The following is a 17237-nucleotide window of genomic DNA, read 5'->3' on the forward strand; positions in this document are numbered from 1 at the left end:
GCACGGCAGCGGCGGACCGGCGTCAGCCGGGCGCCTTGACCGGTGCGTGCGCGGTGCGAGGGCGCACCGCCGCGAGTACCACCAGGCATGCGGCGGACACGAGCGCCATGAGCACGAACCCGAGCCCGTAGCCGCCGGTCGCCGACTTCACGATGCCCATGACCAGCGGCGGGAAGAAGCCGCCCAGGCCGCCGGCGGCGCCCACGACGCCGGTCACCGCGCCCACGCGGTCGGGGAACCACTCCGGCACCAGCTTGAAGACGGCGCCCGTCCCCAGCCCGAGGAAGACGGCCATCACCAGGCAGACGATGGTCAGCGGCACGATGTGCTTGTACGAGGCCGCGAGCAGCAGGGCGAGACCGGTCACGGAGATGAACGAGGCCAGCAGCACCCGAGCGGCGCCGATGCGGTCCGCCAGCCAGCCGCCCAGCGGGCGCGCGATGACCGCGAGCAGCGCGAACCCGGCGGCGCGTGCGCCGGCGTCGGACTTGGAGAGGTCGTGCACGCCGGTCAGGAGCTTCGGCAGGTAGAGGAACATCGCGACGAACCCGCCGAAGGCCATGAAGTAGAAGAGCGTCAGCGCCCACGCCCGGCCGCTGCTGCGGAACACCGACAGGGCGCCGAACATGCCCGGGGCGGGGCCGGTCCGCGCCGCGCGCGGAGCGTCGCGGGCCAGCGCGTAGAACACGAAGGCGATCACGATGACCAGGCCCGTGGCCACCCAGAACGGCGCGGCGAGGCCCCACGCGTCGGCGATGCGCGGCGCGGTCAGCCCGGCGACGACGGTCCCGCCCATCCCGGCGCCGTAGATGCCGAGCGCCGAGCCCTGGCGCTCCGGCGGATACCAGCCGTTGACGAACGGCACGCCGACCGCGAACGACGCGCCGGCAAAGCCGAGCAGGAAGCCGAAGACGATGATCGGCGTCAGCGAGTCGTGCCACAGGGCGAGCGCGATCAGCGGCAGCGGCGTGAACGCCATCAGCGCGGTGAACACCCGCCGCCCCCCGGCCCGGTCGGTCAGCCACCCGAGCGGGATGCGCATGAGCGAGCCCAGCAGCACCGGCACCGCCACCATCACCGAGCTCTGGAAGTCCGACAGGCCGAGGTCGTCCTGGATGTCGGGCGCGAGCGGGCCGAGCAGGCTCCACGCGTAGAAGCAGACCGCGAACGCGAGCGTCGCGAGGGCGAGCTCGGTCCCCGCGCTGCCGGCGCGCTCCTGCGGGGCGGTGCTCATCGCCGGCGGGTCGGCGCCGCCGCGTAGCGTCGCCGGTAGAGGATGTACGGACGGCCGAGGTACTGCAGCGGGATGCTCCACGCGTGCACGAGGCGGCTGAACGGGAACAGCGCCCAGAAGCCCCAGGCCACGATCGCGTGGATCTGGTAGACGAGGTTGGCGTTCTCGACGGCGCTGACGTCCGGCTGCAGGATGAACAGCGAGCGCCACCAGACCGCGATCGAGGAACGGTAGTTGTACGGCGACTCGGTGATGAGGTTGTGGGCGAACGTCATCCAGCAGCCGAGCCCGATCAGCACGACGAGGAAGAAGTAGACGAGCATGTCGGTGCGCGACGTGGTGCGCCGGACGCGGACGTTCGTCGCCCGCCGGTAGACGAGCCCGACGAACCCGACGGCGGTCACGAGCCCGGCCACCCCGCCGGCGATCGCCGCGATCCACCGGTAGGTGTGCTCGGAGATCCCGACCGCGTCGGTGAACGACTCGGGGATCAGCAGCCCGATGACGTGCCCGCCGATCGCGGCCAGCGCGCCGTAGTGGAACGCGGGGCCGGCCCACCCCAGGATCTTGTGCTCGAACAGCTGCGTCGACCCGCTCGTCCAGCCGAACTGATCGGTGCGATAGCGCCACCAGTGTCCGACCAGGAAGCACACCACCGCGGCGTAGGGCAGGATGATCCACAGCAGGATCTCGCCGGCGCTCATGCGTGGACCCCTTCCGGCATCGCCTCGGGGGGCCCGTACGGCTCGAGGCCCACCGCCTCCTCGGGCGGGCCCTCGCGCGCCAGGCGGGCGACCTCCGACCGCTCGGCGACGCTCAGCGCGGGCAGCAGCGCGGCGATCGCGTCGAGGACGTGGGCGTACGGGCTCTCGAGATCGTGCAGCGAGAGCCGCAGCAGCTCGATCGCCGGGCGGTGCTCGGCCAGCAGCGCCTCGCCATGCCCAGGCGGCGCGACCGCCGCGAACGCGAGCATGATCACCAGGTCGTCGGGCAGCTGCGCGGTGTCGAGCGGCAGCCCGGCGGTGCGGTAGAGCTTCTTGAGGCGCAGGAGCGCCATCCCGCGCTCGCGCGTGTCGCCGTGGGCGTAATAGGTGAGGTGCAGGCTGTTGCGGCGGCGCAGGTCGAAGGTCTCGACGTAGCGCGCGGCGAGGTCCGTCTGGTTGGCGTCCCAGCCGGCGAGGAAGCGCGCGAGCGCGGCCCGTACGGGTCCGTCGTCGAGCGCGGCGACCTCGGCGGCCAGCTCGTCGCGCGCCGCGGCCACGCGCGCATCGGGGTAGCGCAGGAGAAACGAGAGCAGGGCCCAGGGCGGCGGGACCTCGGGTGCGGGGCGCCGGCGTCTCATGCGCCGTGGTGCTCGTCGCGCTTGAGCAGGTCGATCACGTGGAAGCGCTCGCCGTCGTACGGCACGACGGGCGACGACGTGTCCGGCCGCGGGTCCACCGCGCCGCAGTTGCCCGGCCCGCCGGCGAAGTCCAGGCCGCAGCCGCCCTGCTCCTGCATGAGGCGCTCGCCCAGCTCGGCGTGCGCGGGCGGGATGACGTAGCGGTCCTCGTAGTCGGCGATCGCCAGGAGCCGGTACATGCGCTCGAGCTCGGGTCCGGTCAGCCCCACGAGCCCCGGCAACTCGTCGTCGGTCTCGCCCAGCACCTCGCGCTTGCGGATGTAGGAACGCATCGCGGCGAGGCGCTGCAGCACGCCACGCACCGCCTCGACGTCGCCCGCGGTCAGCAGGTTCGCCAGGTACTCCATCGGGATGCGCATGTGCTCGATCGCCCCGAACACGTCGTCCGGGTCCGCCTCGTAGCCGTCACCCTCGAGCGTCGAGACGATCGGCGACAGCGGCGGCACGTACCAGACCATGGGCAGCGTGCGGAACTCGGGGTGCAGGGGCAGCGCGACCCCCCAGCGCATCGCCAGGTCGTAGATCGGCGAGCGCTGCGCCGCCTCGATCCAGTCGCGCGGGATGCCGTCGCGCGTAGCTGCGGCCTGCACTTCCTGGTCATCGGGGTCGAGGAAGACGTCGCGCTGGGCGGCCAGCAGGTCGCGCTCGTCGGGCACCGACGCGGCGGCCTGCACGCGGTCGGCGTCGTAGAGGACGAGGCCGAGGTAGCGGATGCGCCCGACGCAGGTCTCCGAGCAGATCGTCGGCTGGCCGATCTCGATGCGCGGGTAGCAGAGCGTGCACTTCTCGGCCTTGCCTGTGCGGTGGTTGAAGTAGACCTTTTTGTAGGGACATCCCGAGACGCAGTAGCGCCATCCGCGGCAGCGGTCCTGGTCGACGAGCACGATGCCGTCCTCCTCGCGCTTGTACATCGCGCCGGACGGGCACGACGCGACGCACGACGGGTTCAGGCAGTGCTCGCAGATCCGCGGCAGGAAGAACATGAACGCCTGCTCGTAGGTCATGCGCACCTGCTCCTGCATGTCGCGCAGATGCGGGTCGGCGGTCGCGTGCTCGGGGCCGCCGGCCAGACCCTCGTCCCAGTTCGGGCCCCACTCGAGGTTCATCGGCTTGCCGCTGAGCTGCGAGTGCGGCCGCGCCACGGGGTCCAGATCGGACAGCGGCGCGTCGACGAGCGTCTCGTAGTCGTAGGTGAACGGCTCGTAGTAGTCGTCGATGGCCGGCAGGTCGGGGTTGGAGAAGATCGTCAGCAGCTTCTTGATGCGCCCCCCGGCCTTCAGCCGCAGGTTGCCTTTTCGATCGAGCTCCCAGCCGCCGTTCCAGCGCGCCTGGTCGGACCACTGGCGCGGGTAGCCCTGCCCCGGGTTCGTCTCGACGTTGTTGAACCAGACGTACTCGGTGCCCGGCCGGTTCGTCCACACCTGCTTGCACGTCACCGAGCACGTGTGGCACCCGATGCACTTGTCGAGGTTCATGACCATCGCGACCTGGGCCTTGACGTGCATCAGTAGTCCACCTTCTGGGTGCGTCGGCGCACGATCGTGATCGAGTCGCGGTTGGACCCGGTCGGCCCGTAGTAGTTCGGCGACCAGGACAGCTGGGCGTAGCCGCCGATCATGTGCGTCGGCTTCATCGCGATCGTCGTCAGCGCGTTCTCGGTCCCGCCGCGCCGGCCGTCGATGACGGAGCGCGGCGTGCCGATCTGACGGTCCTTGGAGTGGTACATGAGGCACACGCCCTCGGGCACGCGATGCGAGACGACGGCTCGCGTGACGAGGATGCCGTTGCGGTTGTGCGCCTCGACCCACTCGTTGTCGCGCACGCCGATCGCCTCGGCGTCCTGCGGGCTCATCCACAGCCCCGAGCCGCCGCGGAACAGCGTGAGCATGTGCAGGTTGTCCTGGTACTCCGAGTGGATCGACCACTTCGAGTGCGGCGTCAGGTAGCGCAGGGTGATCTCGGGCGTCCCGTCGCCGTCCTGCGGCCGGCCGCCGGCCATCATGAGCCGGTGGTCGACCGGCGGGCGATAGGCGGGCAGCGCCTCGCCGAGCTCGCGCATCCAGGCGTGGTCGAGGTAGAGGTGCATGCGCCCGCTGAGGGTGTGCCAGGGCTTGTCGCGCTCGACGTTGATCGTGAACGCGGCGTAGGCGCGGCCCTCCTCGTCGATGCCCGACCACTCAGGCGACGTGATGACGCGCCGCGGCTGCACCTGCGTGTCCTGAAACGTGATGCGCGTCTCCTCGGCCCCCTCCGCCAGGTCCGCGAGGGGCACACCGCACCGGTCCTCCAGCGAGCGGAAGCCGGCGACCGCGAGGCGCCCGTTGGTCACGGCCGACAGCGCGAGCATCGTCTCGGCGGCGTGCTCGGCGCGCGCCAGCGAGGGGCGCCCGGCGGCCGCGCCGCCGCGCACGCGCCCGTTGCGGGCCGCGAGCTGGGCGACCTCGTGGTCGGGCAGCAGCGTCGCGCTCTTGACGGTGGCGCCGAGCTGCTCGGCCAGCGGCCCGAGCGCGCCCCAGTGGTCGGCCACCGCCCCGTAGTCGCGCTCGACGACGGTCAGGTTGGGCATGGTTCGCCCCGGGATCGGCTCGCACTCCCCCGCCCGCCAGTCGGCGACCTCCCCGCGCGGCTGGGTGATCTCGCCGGGCGAGTCGTGCAGCACCGGCGTGGCGACGATGTCGCGCCGCACGCCCAGGTGCTCGGCGGCGAGCTTCGAGAACGCCCGCGCGATCGTGCCGAACGTGTCCCAGTCCGTCCGCGCCTCCCACGGTGGCGGGATCGCGGGGTTGAACGAGTGCACGAACGGGTGCATGTCGGTCATCGACAGGTCGTGCTTCTCGTACCAGGTCGCCGCCGGCAGCACGACGTCGGAGTACAGGCCCGTCGTGGTCATCCGGAAGTCGACGTTGACGAGCAGGTCGAGCTTGCCGCGGGGAATGTCGTCGCGCCAGTTGACCGTGGACGGGCGCTCGCCCTCAGGCAGAGGGTCGGCCAGCGGCCCGTCGTGCGTCGCGCCGACGAGGTGGCTCAGGAAGTACTCCTGCCCCTTGCCCGACGAGCCGAGCAGGTTCGAGCGCCAGACGAAGAACACGCGCGGCCAGTTCTGCGGCGCGCTCGGGTCGTCGACCGCGAAGCCCAGGCGCCCCGCCTTGAGCTCGGAGACGACATGCTCGGCCGCGTCCACCCCGGCCGCCTGCGCCTCGTCGGCCACCTCGAGCGGATTGCGGTCGAAGGTCGGCAGGCCCGGCATCCACCCCATGCGCACCGCCTTGGCGTGGGCGTCCATCGCGGTCATCCCGGCGAACAGCCCCTCGCCCAGCGGGGTGGCGAAGTGGCCGGGCCTGAGCCGGTCGTAGCGCCACTGCTCGGTGTGCGTGTAGAACCACGACGTGCCCTGCGCCTGGCGCGGGGGGCGCCGCCAGTCCAGCGCGAAGGCGAGCGTCTGCCAGCCGGCGAACGTGCGGATCTTCTCCTGACCGACGTAGTGCGCCCAGCCGCCGCCGTTGATGCCGACGCAACCGCCGAGCAGCAGCAGCGCGATGAACGCGCGGTACGTCTCGTCGGAGTGAAACCAGTGATTGGTCCCCGCCCCCATGCAGATCATCGAGCGCCCGCCGCTGACCTCGGCATTGCGGGCGAACTCCCGCGCGACCTTCACCGCGAGCCGGCGGTCGACCGACGTGATCGCCTCCTGCCAGGCCGGCGTGTACGGCACGCTCGCGTCGTCGTAGCTCTCGGGCCACTCGCCCGGAAGCCCGTCGCGGGCCACGCCGTACGTCGCGAGCATGAGGTCGAGGACCGTGGTGACAAGCCGGTCGCCGACGCGGATCGCGGGCACCCCGCGGCGCATGACGCCGCCGCCGGGGCCGTCGCCGACGTCGAAGCGCGGCAGCGCCACCTCGACGGCCTCCTCGTGGCGGCCATGGAGGGTGAGCGCGGGGTCGAGGTCGCCGAGGCCCAGGTTCCAGCGGCCCTTGCCCTCCTCGCCATAACGAAAGCCCACCGACCCGTTGGGCACGGCGGGCTGCCCCGTCGCGGCGTCGAAGAGGACGGGTTTCCAGTCCGCGTTCTCGCTGTCCTGGCCGAGGTCGGCGGCGGTCAGGAAGCGGCCGGGGACGTGGGCGCCGTCGGCGCCGGCATCCAGCGAGACGAGCAGCGGGAGGTCGGTGAAGCGCTTGCCGTAGTCCTCGAAGCGCGGCACGCGGCGGTCGACCCAGAACTCCTTGAGCATGACGTGGCCCATGGCCATCGCCAGGGCGCCGTCGGTGCCGGGCTGCGCGGGCAGCCAGTCGTCGGCGAACTTCACGTGGTCGGAGTAGTCGGGCGAGACGACGACCACCTTCTGGCCGCGGTAGCGGGCCTCGGTCATGAAGTGCGCGTCGGGCGTGCGGGTGATCGGCAGGTTCGTCCCCCACACGATCAGGTAGCTCGAGTCCCACCAGTCGGCGGACTCGGGCACGTCGGTCTGGTCGCCGAAGACCTGCGGCGACGCGGGCGGCAGGTCCGCGTACCAGTCGTAGAACGTCGTCGTGTGGCCGCCGATGAGCGACAGGAAGCGCGTGCCGGCGGCGAACGACACCGGCGACATGGCGGGGATCGGCGTGAAGCCGCCGACGCGGTCGGGGCCGTGCGCCTTGATCGTGTGCACGGTCGCGGCGGCGATGAGCTCCGACACCTCGTCCCAGTCCGCGCGGACGAACCCGCCGCGCCCGCGCTCGGAGCGGTACGTGCCGTCGGCCGCCACCTCGGCGAACGCGGCGACCGGGTCGGAGGCGCGGGCCAGCGCGGCACGCCAGCGCTCGAGCAGGCTGCCGCGGATGTACGGGTAGCGCAGCCGGACCGGCGAGTACGTGTACCAGGAGAACGACGCGCCGCGCGGGCAGCCGCGCGGCTCGTGGTTCGGGCGGTCGGCGTCGGTGCGCGGGTAGTCGACCGCCTGGCTCTCCCACGTGATGAGGCCGTCCTTGACGTAGACGTTCCACGAGCAGGAGCCGGTGCAGTTGACGCCGTGCGTCGAGCGCACGACCTTGTCGTGGCGCCAGCGGTCGCGGTAGGCGTGCTCCCAGTCGCGACCGCGGCCGATGAGCAGCGACCAGCCCTCCTCGTTGGCCTCGCCTCGCCGGAAGAACTCGTGGGCCGCGACGGCGGCGGTCTGTCCTGACACGCTCGACACCCTCCCCCTGCTTGCCTGCTTCGACATCCGGGGCTCCCCTGAACGCCGGTGCGGTGAACCCGCACCGGCGGGACGCTACCGGGGCCGTCAGCGGGAGGACTGCTCGACGAGCGCGCGGAGGCTGTCGTGCTCCTCGGCGCAGGCCGGGCAGCCGTCCAGGTGCGCCCGCATGCCGGGCACCTGGACGTCGGCGTCGCCGCCCGCGACCTCGAGGTCGACGTAGCGGTCCAGCAGGTCGAAGCAGTCGTCGCAGCCGATCTCGGGGCCGGCCGGGCCGAGCAGCGCGTTCAGCTGGTTGCGGTTGCGGTCGCGGTCGGCGGTCACGGCGCGCTCCGGTCGAGGGCCTGGTCGATGGGGTGACCGTCGGCGGCGAGCCGCGTGCGCAGCTTGGCGCGGGCGTCGTGCAGCGTCTTGTAGAGCGCGCCGCGCGTCGTCGACAGCCGCTCGGCGAGGACGTCGATCGGCACGCCGTTGAGGGTCAGGGCGACGAGGACGGCGCGCTGGTGCGGGGTGAGCGTCTCGGCGATCGCCCGCCCGACGGCGCCGAGCAGGTCGGCCATCTCGGCGTCGGCGCCTGGCGAGGCGCGGCGGTCCGACAACCGCCGCCAGGCGTCGTCCTCCAGAGGGATCTCGCGTCCGTCCCATGCGCGGCGGCGCGCCTTCACGGACGCCTCGAGCATGGCGAACTTGTACGCCCACGTCGTGAAGCGGCTGTCGCCGCGGAAGGTGGACAGCTTGGCGAGCACGGCGACGAGGGCGTCGTCGGCCGCCTGGGTGGCGAGGTCGTCGATCTCGTCGAAGGTGGGCGCGCCGGTGGCCCGGCGCCGGCGGGCGAGCTCGAAGCGGGCCCCGCGCAGCAGGAGCTCGTGCAGCCGCGCGACCGCGTCGTCGCGGCCCGGGCCCGCCGCGGTCAGCGCGTCGAGCCACGCCGCCGTGTCGGCGTCCGGGCGGGCGGCGCCGGGGCGCGAGGCGGCGGGGGGCGGTGCGGTCACGTCGGCCATGGGTCCGGCGCGTCGAGCGGGGCGAGGATGCGGACGGCGAGGGTGGGCGGGCAGCCGCGATCGACGAGCGCGAGCAGCGCGTGCAGGTCCATGTCGAGGTCGCGGGCCAGCCGCGCCGCCAGCGGCGCCGGGAACCCGGCCGCGTCCAGCTGCGCCAGGCGCCAGGCGGCGAGTGCGGCGGGGTCGGCGGTGCTCCGGCGGGTCATGTGGACGTTGGCGACGCGACGACGTCCGTTCTTACCCCGACCACCGTCGGCACGCGTACGCTCGTCGGCTCAGCTCGGCCAGCCGGCGTCGACGAGCTCGCCGCGATCGCCCTCGGTGTGCGTGCCGAACGCGAGGAACTCGAGCCCCGCCTCGCCCGCCTCGAACGAGCGGGCGCTGCCCGCCGGCACCCGCAGCGCGCTCCAGGGTCGCAGCGCGACCACCTCGCCCTCGATCACCGCGCGGCCGTCGCCCGCGACGACGACGTAGACCTCCTCGTCGCCGGAGTGGCGGTGGGCGAACGGGGCGCGCGCGCCGGGCTTGACGCGCTGCAGGCTCAGGCCGATGCGCTCGCAGCCCAGGGCGTCGCGCGCGAAGCGCGCCTCGAGCGTGTCCGAGAAGCCGCCGGCGACCGCGTCGTCGTCGAGCTCGCGCAGCTGGATGAGGTCGTACGTGTGCTGGGTCATGCGGGAATGGTTGCGCACCCGCGGCGCGCGGGCTTGGAAAAATGCGACGGATGTCCGACGGCCCGCTGATCACGCCGCGCTCGGCGGTGCGCATCGCCCGGCGGGTTCTCCGGGTTCGCCCCCGGCCCGGTCGCGGCGCTCACCGACCGCGTCCTGGTGCCGCGGGAGGTCTTCGGTGCCGATGGCGCAGCTCGAGGCCGTCGGCGGTCGCCGCAGGGTGAGGTAAGGCCGCGGCGGCGGACGACGCCCATCCGGTGAACCATCGCTCGGGCCGTCGAGCGGACCTGCCGAGAGGAGCCACCATGGCCACCACGACCCTGCCGCGCAAGCGCGGCGCCTCCCCAGTCGCGCGCCCCGCCGAGACGGCCGCCGACTGGCGCGACCCGCGCTACCAGGCCTTCGCGCTGCTGCGGATCGCCTTCACGGTCGCGCCGATCGCCTTCGGGCTCGACAAGTTCTTCAACGTCCTCGTCGACTGGCCGCAGTACTTCGCACCGTGGATCAACGACATCGTCCCGGGCAGCGGGCAGGACGCGATGTACGCGGTCGGCGTCATCGAGATCGTCGCGGGCATCGCCGTCGCGCTGAAGCCGCGCTACGCCGCATACGTCGTCGTCGCCTGGCTGGCCGGCATCATCGTCAACCTCCTGACGTACTCGGGCTACTACGACGTCGCCCTGCGCGACTTCGGCCTCATGCTCGGCGCGCTGACGCTGGCCCGCCTCGCCTCCGTCTACGACCCGCCGCTGCGCCTGCGCCGCCGCTGAACGGCGCCCCCGCGCCGCGGGGTGGCGGCAGGGGCCACGCTTCTGGTTGGCTATCGCCATGTCAGAAGCGCCGTCGCCGGCCACGGAGGAGCGGGCGCGCCGGCCTCACTGGCGCGCCCGGCTGCGTCTCGGGCTCGCCGAAGCGGCACGCACCACGCCCGGCCGGCTCGGACTGCTGGGCGGGATGGTCGTCGCCGTATGGCTCGTCACGGCGGCGGTCGCGGCGCTCGCCGACGTGGAGTCGAGCTACGGCATGGCTCTCTGGAGCGGGCTGCGCCACCTGTTCGACCCGGGATCGCTCGGCGATGACAAGACGACGCCCCAGCGCATCGTTGGCGTCCTGCAGGTGTTCACCGGCCTGATCTTCCTGGCCGGCGTCGCGTTCACGGTCCTGGCCGAGACCGTCGACCAGGGTCTGCGCAAGCTGAGCGAGAGCGAGCCGCCCGTGACCGTGACCGGGCACCTGCTGGTCATCGGCGCGGGCGACGTGCGGGCGGCGCTGCTGACGAGGCTGGACGGCGACCGGGGCGATCCGCCGATCGAGACGGTCGTCGTGCTCGCGCCGTCCGCGGCCGACGCCGTGCCCCACGCCAAGCGCCCCTACCACCTCGTCACGCGAACGGGCGACGGGCGCGACGCGGCCGCGCTCGCGGACGCCGGGGCGACCGCCGCCCGGGCGATCGTCGTCCTCACCGGCGAGTCCTCCGACACCGAGGTGGCCGACCTGACGGCGCTCGAGTGCGTCGGCGCGCTGGTCGAGTGCCTGGACGGGACCGGCGACGGCTCCCCGCTCGTCGCCGTCCACATCGAGCACGCGCGCAACGTCGACGCCGTCTGGCCCCTGCTGCCCGAGGCCTTCGACGCGGTGCCCGGCGACCGCAACGTCGGGGCGATCCTCGCGCTCGGCGTCACGCTTCCCGACTACCCGAGCCTGCTGGGCTCCGCGACCGGCAGCGAGGGGTCCGAGCCGTTCGTCGTCCCCGCCGGCGACCTGGCCGGCGCGGCGTTCGCCGAGGCGCTCGGCCGCTGCGCGGGCGGCCTGCCGCTCGGGCTGCTACGCGACGGCCGCGCCCGGTACGCCCCTGAGCCGGACGAGCGGATCACGGCGACCGACTCCCTCATCGTGCTCGCGCCCGACCGCGCGGCGGCGCAGGCGCGCCGCGCGGCGCCGGAGATCCGGGCCGCCCCCGGCTCGTTGCACGTCGAGGCCGATCCCCGGCGCCTCGGCCGCGTCCTCGTGCTCGGCTGGAGCGAGGCCGGCGACGACCTGCTCGCCGTGCTCGGGGGCGGCCCCGCCGACCTGACCGTGGTCGCCCAGCTCGACGCCGCCCCCGCCGGCCTGGCGCCCGACCGCCTGCGCGCCGGCGACCCGGGTGACCCCGCCGCGATCGGGTCGGCGCTCACCGCGGTCGACCCGGAGATCGTCATCATCCTCGCCGGCGCCAACGGGGGCACCGACCCGGCCGGAACCCATGCCCGCGCCGCCCTCGCCGCGTTGAAGGTGGTCACGATGACGGACCGGCCCGACCTGACGATCGCGGTCGAGCAGCACCTCAGCGGGCAGGCGCAGCGCCTGCGCCGCGCCGATCCCCGCATCCGCGTGATCAGCCGCGCCGAACTGGTCGCCTACACGCTGCTGCTGTCGGCCACCGACCGGCCCGCGCTGGTCGCGCGCGAGGCGTTCGGGATGGACTCCGCGCTGACCCTGGACGCGGTCCACGTCACGGGATCCGAGGCGCTGCCCTTCCCCGCCGTCTACACCGCGCTGCTCGCCCAGGGCTGCGTGCCGCTGACGATGTCGCGCGACGGCGACGAGGTCGACCTGCTCAGCGCCGGCGCATCGACCGTGCGCCCGGGCGACGGCCTGCTCGTCCTGCGCCGCGCCGGGCCCAACGGGGCGGACGCCGCCGCAGCGACCGCGCTGCAGGGCTCGGCGAGTCCGCCCGCAGTCGCGTAGCCCGCCCGCGGTCGCGTCGCTCGCCCGCGCGGTCAGGAGGCCCGGGCCGCCGCGCCGGCGGCGCCGAGCCGCTCGCGCAGGGATCCGGCCATCGCCTCACCGGCGGACAGGATGTCGACGAGCCCGGCGAACTGCCGCTCGGCCGCGACCGCCGAGGGCCACGCGTCGCCGGGCGCCCATGGGCCGTCCTCGAGCTGGCGGACCGCGTCCTCGCCCAGGTCCGCGACGGCGGCCGCCAGGGCATCGAGCGTCGCCTCGAGGCAGCCGAGCGTCGCGGCGAGCGCCGGCGCGATCCCGTCCACGGGCGCCGCCGCCCTCAGGCCCTGCGCGGCGGCGAGCAGGTCGCACGCGTGGTCGAACAGGACGTGCGCCGGGTCGCGCACCCGTGCCGGCGGATCGTGCTGTCGAAGCGGCATACGGCCATCGTGCGCCCCGCGAGCCGGCGGCGCCATGGGGGTTGATATGCAGCCTGGTCAGTGCGCGATGCTGAGGCCGAGCCAGACGATCACGAGCGAGACCACGAAGACCGCCCCCTCGAGCCAGTGCTGCTGTGGACGGCGCAGGTGCCACAGGACCAGCACGCCGGCGAGGGCCACGAGCGCGAGCTTGACGTGCAGCGTGCCGTCGCCCCAGCGGTGGAAGTGCCCGGCCATCGCGGCGCCGGTGACGAGCAGCACGAGGAGCGCGACGAGCGAGCCCCAGCCGAACCGGCGGGCGATCGCACGCAGCCGGACCCGGTCTTCCTCGCCGCCGCGCAGCGACGGGACGACCGCGGCGACGAGGAACAGCTGGCCGCCGACGAAGAACGCCATCGCGAGGAGGTGCAGCCAGCGGACGATCTCCCAGGTGGTCATCGCACCAGGGTCTAGCAGTTCGGCGGTGCGGGCGGCCTCGTGACCGATCGCACACGTCCTATGTCACCGCCTTGACAGACGCCGCGCCCGCCGCGGCGCAGCATGCGAGCCGTCCCCTCTCACTCCTCCAAGGACGGCTCCCATGACCCGCCATCGCCTTCGCACCATCGCCGCCGTGACCGCCATCGCCGCCACCGGCACCGCCGCCGCGGCGGGCACCGCCTCGGCCCGCCCCGCGGTCCCGGTCGGCATCAGCGACCAGAGCGCCGCGATGTTCGACAGCCCGCTGTTCCAGCAGACGGCCATCAAGCAGGTCCGCTACTTCGTTGCCTGGAACGCGGCACGTCATCGTGGCGAGCTGAACGCGGTGCGCGACTACGTCAGGAGCGCGCGCAGCCACGGCATCTCCGTCCTGGTGCACATCGGCACCGACGACTTCCGCCCCCGCCGCGCCCACCTGCCGACCGTGCGCGAGTACCGCCGCGACGTCGGCCGACTCGTGCGCACGCTGCGTCCGCTCGGCGTCAGGGACTGGGGCGCGTTCAACGAGGCCAACCATCCCAGCGAGCCGACCTACCGCAGCCCGAAGCGCGCCGCGAGGCTGTTCGTCGCGCTGCGCTCGATGTGCGGCGGCTGCCGCGTCGTCGCCCTCGACGTCCTGGACACGCGCGGCGTCACCGGCTACATCGACCGCTTCTACGGCGCGATGACGCCGACGCAGCGCCGCCAGGCCTCGCTGGTCGGCATCCACAACTACTCCGACGTCAACCGCCGCACGACGGCCGGGACGAGCACGATCATGCGCGCCGTCCGCACGCACGTCCGCTCGCCGCACTTCTGGCTGACCGAGACCGGCGGCATCGTGGAGCTCGGCTCGGCCTTCCGCTGCAACGAGCGGCGGGCCGCGAACCGCACGACGTACCTGTTCAAGCTCCTGCACACCTACCGCCACGCGATCGACCGCGCCTACATCTACAACTGGAAGGGCACGGACTGCCGGACGCGCATGGACACCGGCATGGTCAACGCCGACGGCACGCCGCGCCCCGCGTACACGGCGCTGCGCCGCGGACTGCGCCGCTGAGCGGCCGACGGTCAGACGTCGGGGGTCGCCTCGATCCGGCCTTCGGCCACCGCGTCCTGCAGGGCGCGGTGGTCGAGCTCGTTCTGGTCGGCGTACGCGCGGGCGAACGCGGCGATCGCGCGGTCGAAGCGGTCGCTGTGGCCGAGATAGGCGGCGATGGCGACCCGGTCGCCAGAGCGGGCGTGGGCGCGGGCCAGCGCCAGCCCGCACAGCTGCGCGTACTTCGTCATGCCGGGCGGCAGCGCGGTGCTGATGTCGACCGAGCCCTTGCCGTCCCAGAGCTGGCGGACGTAGAAGTCGCGCTCCAGCCCGTCGATGCCGGTGACGCGCTCCCAGCCGAGGAAGATGTCGCTGGCCGCCTGCACCAGCCGCTGCCCGAGCACGACGCGCTTTCCGTGCGATCGGTGGGCGCTGCGGCGCAGGTGGGCCTCGAGGACCGACGCCTGCGCCTCCTTGGCCTGCAGGACGAGCGGATCGCCGGCGTCGCGCCCCTCGAGCAGGATCACCCAGGCCCGGGTGCCGACGCTGCCGACGCCGACGACCTTGTGCGCCATGTCGGCCACGCGATAGCCGTCGAGCAGATGCGCGTGCTCCGCCGTGAGGCTGCGCCGGTAGGACTCAAGCAGGCGGTGGAGCCGCGACTGGAGCAGCTCCGCGTCGCTCGCGTCGAGGAGGTCGCTCACCGGCACGAGCACCGGGGGCTGGCGACGGAAGCGCAGGCGTCCGTCGACCTTCTCGGTCAGCCGCTCGACGGCGCGCAGGCTCGTCTTGCGCAGCGCCTTCTGCTGCACCTTGCGGACCGCCTTGACCTGCGCGTCGGTGCCGGTCTGCGCGAAGTAGTCGATGAGGGCGTCGACGTCCAGCCGCGTGTACCAGACGTCGAGGTTGCCGAGCGCGGCGAACCCGGCCGCGCCCTCGCGGTACTGACGCACCACCGCGAGCACCGCCTGCTCGGCGTCAGCGGGCGAGAAGCCCCGGTCGCGGCAGGCGATCTCGACGCTCGCCGCGAGGCGCTTGACGTCCCACTCCCACGGGCCCGGCAGGGTCTCGTCGAAGTCGTTGAGGTCGAAGACGAGGCGGCGGTCGGGGGCCGCGAAGATGCCGAAGTTCAGCAGGTGCGCGTCGCCGCACGCCTGGACCTCGATGCCCGACGCGGACGTGCCGGCGAGGTCGGCCGCCATGATCGCCGCGGCGCCGCGGTAGAACGCGAACGGCGACGCGAGCATCCGCCCGTAGCGCAGCGGCAGGAGCTGTTGGACCCGGGTCGTGCCCTGACGCTCGAGAACGGCGACCGGGTCCTCGCGGTCAGACGCGGGCGCCCAGTCGCCGTGGCTCGAGCGCCCGGCGGCCTTGCGGCCCTCGCGCCCGCGCTGCACCTGCTCGTCGACCAGCGTCATGTGTCGGTGCGCACCTCCTTCCCGTCCTGCGCCCAGCGGGTGTGGAACGCGCCCTCGCGGTCGACGCGCCGGTACGTGTGCGCGCCGAAGAAGTCGCGCAGCCCCTGGATGAGGTTCGCCGGGCCGCGCTCCCGGCGATAGCCGTCGTAGTACGCCAGCGACGAGCTGAACGCCGGGATCGCCACGCCCTCCTCGGTCGCCCGCGAGACCACCCGGCGCCACGCGTCCTGCGCGTCGGCCACCGCATCGCGGAAGTACTCGACGAGCAGGAGGTTCTCCAGCTGCGGGTCCTCGACGTACGCGTCGCGGATCCGGTTGAGGAAGCGCGCGCGGATGATGCAGCCGCCGCGCCAGATCGTCGCCATGGCGCCGAGGTCGAGGTCCCAGCCGTGCGCCTGCGAGGCCGCCGTCATCTGCTGGAAGCCCTGCGCGTAGGCGACGACCTTGCTCGCGTACAGCGCCTTCTGGATGTCGTCGACGAGGCCGTCGGTGGAGCCCTTGGCGGCTCCCGGCACCGGGCCGGCGAGGCGCTGCGAGGCGACCTCGCGCTCCTCGCGCAGCGACGACAGCGTGCGGGCGAACACCGCCTCCGTGATGGCGGTCAGCGGCACCCCGAGCTCGAGCGCGTCCTGGCTCGTCCAGCGCCCGGTGCCCTTCTGCTCGGCCTGGTCGACGATCGCGTCGAGCAGCGGCCCGCCGGTCGACTCGTCGCGCTGGGCCAGCACCTTCGCCGTGATCTCGATGAGGAACGACTCGAGGTCGCCGGTGTTCCAGTCGTCGAAGATCCCGGCGATGTCCGCGACCTCGAGGCCCGCGACGTGGCGCAGGAGGTCGTAGGCCTCGGCGATCAGCTGGATGTCGGCGTACTCGATGCCGTTGTGGACCATCTTCACGTAGTGGCCGGCGCCGTCGGGGCCGACGTACGTGCAGCACGGCGTGCCGTCGACCTGCGCGGCGATCGAGGTGAGCACCGCCTCGACCTCCGCGTACGCCTCGCGGGCGCCGCCCGGCATGATGCTCGGCCCCAGCAGCGCGCCCTCCTCGCCGCCCGACACGCCGATGCCCATGAACCGCAGCCCGTGCTCGGCGCAGGCCTGCGTCCGGCGCTTCGTGTCGGCGAAGTGCGAGTTGCCGGCGTCGATGAGGATGTCGCCCTCGTCGAGCAGCGGCGTGAGCTCTTCGATGACGCCGTCGACCGGGGCGCCGGCCTTGACCATGACGATGATCCGCCGCGGGCGCTCGAGCGCGGCGACGAACGTCTCGACGGTCTCGCCGGCGGTGAAGTCGCCTTCGCCGCCGTAGTGCTCCATGAACTCGGTCGTCCGCGCGGCCGTGCGGTTGTGCACGGCGACGGGCACCCCGTGCCGGGCGATGTTGCGCGCCAGGTTGGCGCCCATCACCGCCAGCCCTGTCACCCCGATCTGGCTCTCTTGGCTCATGCGGTGATCCTCTCAGGCGGGCGCGGCCGTCGCCTGCCTGCGGTTCAGATGACCTGCATGAGCAGGAGGAAACCGACCACGACGGCTCCCACGACGAGGAGCACCACGAGCAGCGAGCCGTCGAGCACCACGCCGGTGACGACCGCCGCGAGGAACGCAAGCGCGACGGCGGCGACGACCATCTCGATCTCGTCGCCCTTGCGGGAGCGGACCGGCCGGCCATCCTGTCCGCGGCGGCGGCGCATCGCGCGAGCCTATCCG

Annotated in this window: 17 protein-coding genes; 3 read left to right on the forward strand and 14 right to left on the reverse strand. The window is 73.3% G+C overall.

From position 1 onward, the window contains the following. Positions 1-22 precede the first annotated feature (22 nt). From DSM104329_RS14855 to DSM104329_RS14895, 9 genes are all read right to left on the reverse strand, one after another. On the reverse strand, positions 23-1234 hold the full coding sequence (locus DSM104329_RS14855; protein WP_259310623.1) for a nitrate/nitrite transporter: 1212 nt from the start codon (positions 1232-1234) through the stop codon (positions 23-25). Further along, entirely contained in the window at positions 1231-1938 is a 708-nt protein-coding gene (narI, locus tag DSM104329_RS14860; RefSeq protein ID WP_259310624.1) for a respiratory nitrate reductase subunit gamma, read from the reverse strand. Before narI ends, DSM104329_RS14855 begins: the two co-directional genes overlap by 4 nt. Further along, positions 1935-2576, reverse strand: a complete 642-nt coding sequence (narJ, locus tag DSM104329_RS14865; protein ID WP_259310625.1) for a nitrate reductase molybdenum cofactor assembly chaperone — start codon at positions 2574-2576, stop codon at positions 1935-1937. Before narJ ends, narI begins: the two co-directional genes overlap by 4 nt. Then, positions 2573-4141 (reverse strand): nitrate reductase subunit beta, encoded by a 1569-nt coding sequence (gene narH, locus DSM104329_RS14870; RefSeq protein WP_259310626.1) that lies wholly within the window; start codon positions 4139-4141, stop codon positions 2573-2575. The genes narJ and narH overlap by 4 nt, the downstream gene beginning before the upstream one ends. Further along, entirely contained in the window at positions 4141-7833 is a 3693-nt protein-coding gene (locus DSM104329_RS14875; RefSeq protein ID WP_407655842.1) for a nitrate reductase subunit alpha, read from the reverse strand. The genes narH and DSM104329_RS14875 overlap by 1 nt, the downstream gene beginning before the upstream one ends. A 60-nt stretch (positions 7834-7893) precedes the next feature. Further along, a complete protein-coding gene (locus DSM104329_RS14880) occupies positions 7894-8130 on the reverse strand; it encodes an anti-sigma factor family protein (protein ID WP_259310628.1) in 237 nt (78 codons plus the stop codon). After that, positions 8127-8807, reverse strand: coding sequence for an RNA polymerase sigma factor (locus DSM104329_RS14885; protein ID WP_259310629.1), 681 nt, complete (start codon positions 8805-8807; stop codon positions 8127-8129). Before DSM104329_RS14885 ends, DSM104329_RS14880 begins: the two co-directional genes overlap by 4 nt. Further along, complete coding sequence (locus tag DSM104329_RS14890) at positions 8795-9013, reverse strand: hypothetical protein (RefSeq protein WP_259310630.1); 219 nt, start codon at positions 9011-9013, stop codon at positions 8795-8797. Before DSM104329_RS14890 ends, DSM104329_RS14885 begins: the two co-directional genes overlap by 13 nt. 69 nt (positions 9014-9082) lie before the next feature. Further along, positions 9083-9496, reverse strand: a complete 414-nt coding sequence (locus DSM104329_RS14895) for a cupin domain-containing protein (RefSeq protein ID WP_259310631.1) — start codon at positions 9494-9496, stop codon at positions 9083-9085. Between the two features lie 284 nt (positions 9497-9780). Here DSM104329_RS14895 and DSM104329_RS14900 point away from each other — a divergent pair, with 284 nt between their 5' ends. Both DSM104329_RS14900 and DSM104329_RS14905 read left to right on the forward strand, forming a co-directional pair. Then, positions 9781-10245, forward strand: coding sequence for a DoxX family protein (locus DSM104329_RS14900; protein ID WP_259310632.1), 465 nt, complete (start codon positions 9781-9783; stop codon positions 10243-10245). Between the two features lie 58 nt (positions 10246-10303). After that, positions 10304-12202, forward strand: coding sequence for a hypothetical protein (locus DSM104329_RS14905; RefSeq protein WP_259310633.1), 1899 nt, complete (start codon positions 10304-10306; stop codon positions 12200-12202). A gap of 32 nt (positions 12203-12234) precedes the next feature. Here the strand turns inward: DSM104329_RS14905 and DSM104329_RS14910 are convergent, their stop codons facing one another. Then, complete coding sequence (locus DSM104329_RS14910; protein WP_259310634.1) at positions 12235-12618, reverse strand: hypothetical protein; 384 nt, start codon at positions 12616-12618, stop codon at positions 12235-12237. Between the two features lie 57 nt (positions 12619-12675). Then, a complete protein-coding gene (locus tag DSM104329_RS14915; RefSeq protein ID WP_259310635.1) occupies positions 12676-13056 on the reverse strand; it encodes a hypothetical protein in 381 nt (126 codons plus the stop codon). A gap of 142 nt (positions 13057-13198) precedes the next feature. Between DSM104329_RS14915 and DSM104329_RS14920 the strand changes: the two genes are divergently transcribed. Further along, entirely contained in the window at positions 13199-14140 is a 942-nt protein-coding gene (locus DSM104329_RS14920; RefSeq protein WP_259310636.1) for a hypothetical protein, read from the forward strand. An 11-nt stretch (positions 14141-14151) separates the two neighbouring features. On the opposite strand, the gene DSM104329_RS14925 is transcribed toward DSM104329_RS14920, so the two are convergent. From DSM104329_RS14925 to DSM104329_RS14935, 3 genes are read right to left on the reverse strand one after another with little or no spacing between them, the layout of a single operon-like run. Continuing rightward, positions 14152-15537, reverse strand: a complete 1386-nt coding sequence (locus tag DSM104329_RS14925) for a DUF2252 domain-containing protein (RefSeq protein WP_259310637.1) — start codon at positions 15535-15537, stop codon at positions 14152-14154. Beyond that, positions 15534-16976, reverse strand: coding sequence for an NADP-dependent phosphogluconate dehydrogenase (gene gndA / locus DSM104329_RS14930; RefSeq protein ID WP_259310638.1), 1443 nt, complete (start codon positions 16974-16976; stop codon positions 15534-15536). The genes DSM104329_RS14925 and gndA overlap by 4 nt, the downstream gene beginning before the upstream one ends. A gap of 44 nt (positions 16977-17020) precedes the next feature. After that, on the reverse strand, positions 17021-17221 hold the full coding sequence (locus DSM104329_RS14935; protein ID WP_259310639.1) for a hypothetical protein: 201 nt from the start codon (positions 17219-17221) through the stop codon (positions 17021-17023). Positions 17222-17237: the final 16 nt, after the last annotated feature.

It is taken from the genome of Capillimicrobium parvum (assembly GCF_021172045.1).
GTDB lineage: Bacteria > Actinomycetota > Thermoleophilia > Solirubrobacterales > Solirubrobacteraceae > Capillimicrobium > Capillimicrobium parvum.

Coding starts and splice junctions, on each gene's coding strand:
- DSM104329_RS14855 (WP_259310623.1), bottom strand. CDS start 1,234: ATGAGCACCGCCCCGCAGGAGCGCGCCGGCAGCGCGGGGACCGAGCTC.
- narI (WP_259310624.1), bottom strand. CDS start 1,938: ATGAGCGCCGGCGAGATCCTGCTGTGGATCATCCTGCCCTACGCCGCG.
- narJ (WP_259310625.1), bottom strand. CDS start 2,576: ATGAGACGCCGGCGCCCCGCACCCGAGGTCCCGCCGCCCTGGGCCCTG.
- narH (WP_259310626.1), bottom strand. CDS start 4,141: ATGCACGTCAAGGCCCAGGTCGCGATGGTCATGAACCTCGACAAGTGC.
- DSM104329_RS14875 (WP_407655842.1), bottom strand. CDS start 7,833: ATGTCGAAGCAGGCAAGCAGGGGGAGGGTGTCGAGCGTGTCAGGACAG.
- DSM104329_RS14885 (WP_259310629.1), bottom strand. CDS start 8,807: ATGGCCGACGTGACCGCACCGCCCCCCGCCGCCTCGCGCCCCGGCGCC.
- DSM104329_RS14890 (WP_259310630.1), bottom strand. CDS start 9,013: ATGACCCGCCGGAGCACCGCCGACCCCGCCGCACTCGCCGCCTGGCGC.
- DSM104329_RS14900 (WP_259310632.1), top strand. CDS start 9,781: ATGGCCACCACGACCCTGCCGCGCAAGCGCGGCGCCTCCCCAGTCGCG.
- DSM104329_RS14905 (WP_259310633.1), top strand. CDS start 10,304: ATGTCAGAAGCGCCGTCGCCGGCCACGGAGGAGCGGGCGCGCCGGCCT.
- DSM104329_RS14910 (WP_259310634.1), bottom strand. CDS start 12,618: ATGCCGCTTCGACAGCACGATCCGCCGGCACGGGTGCGCGACCCGGCG.
- DSM104329_RS14915 (WP_259310635.1), bottom strand. CDS start 13,056: ATGACCACCTGGGAGATCGTCCGCTGGCTGCACCTCCTCGCGATGGCG.
- DSM104329_RS14920 (WP_259310636.1), top strand. CDS start 13,199: ATGACCCGCCATCGCCTTCGCACCATCGCCGCCGTGACCGCCATCGCC.
- DSM104329_RS14925 (WP_259310637.1), bottom strand. CDS start 15,537: ATGACGCTGGTCGACGAGCAGGTGCAGCGCGGGCGCGAGGGCCGCAAG.
- gndA (WP_259310638.1), bottom strand. CDS start 16,976: ATGAGCCAAGAGAGCCAGATCGGGGTGACAGGGCTGGCGGTGATGGGC.
- DSM104329_RS14935 (WP_259310639.1), bottom strand. CDS start 17,221: ATGCGCCGCCGCCGCGGACAGGATGGCCGGCCGGTCCGCTCCCGCAAG.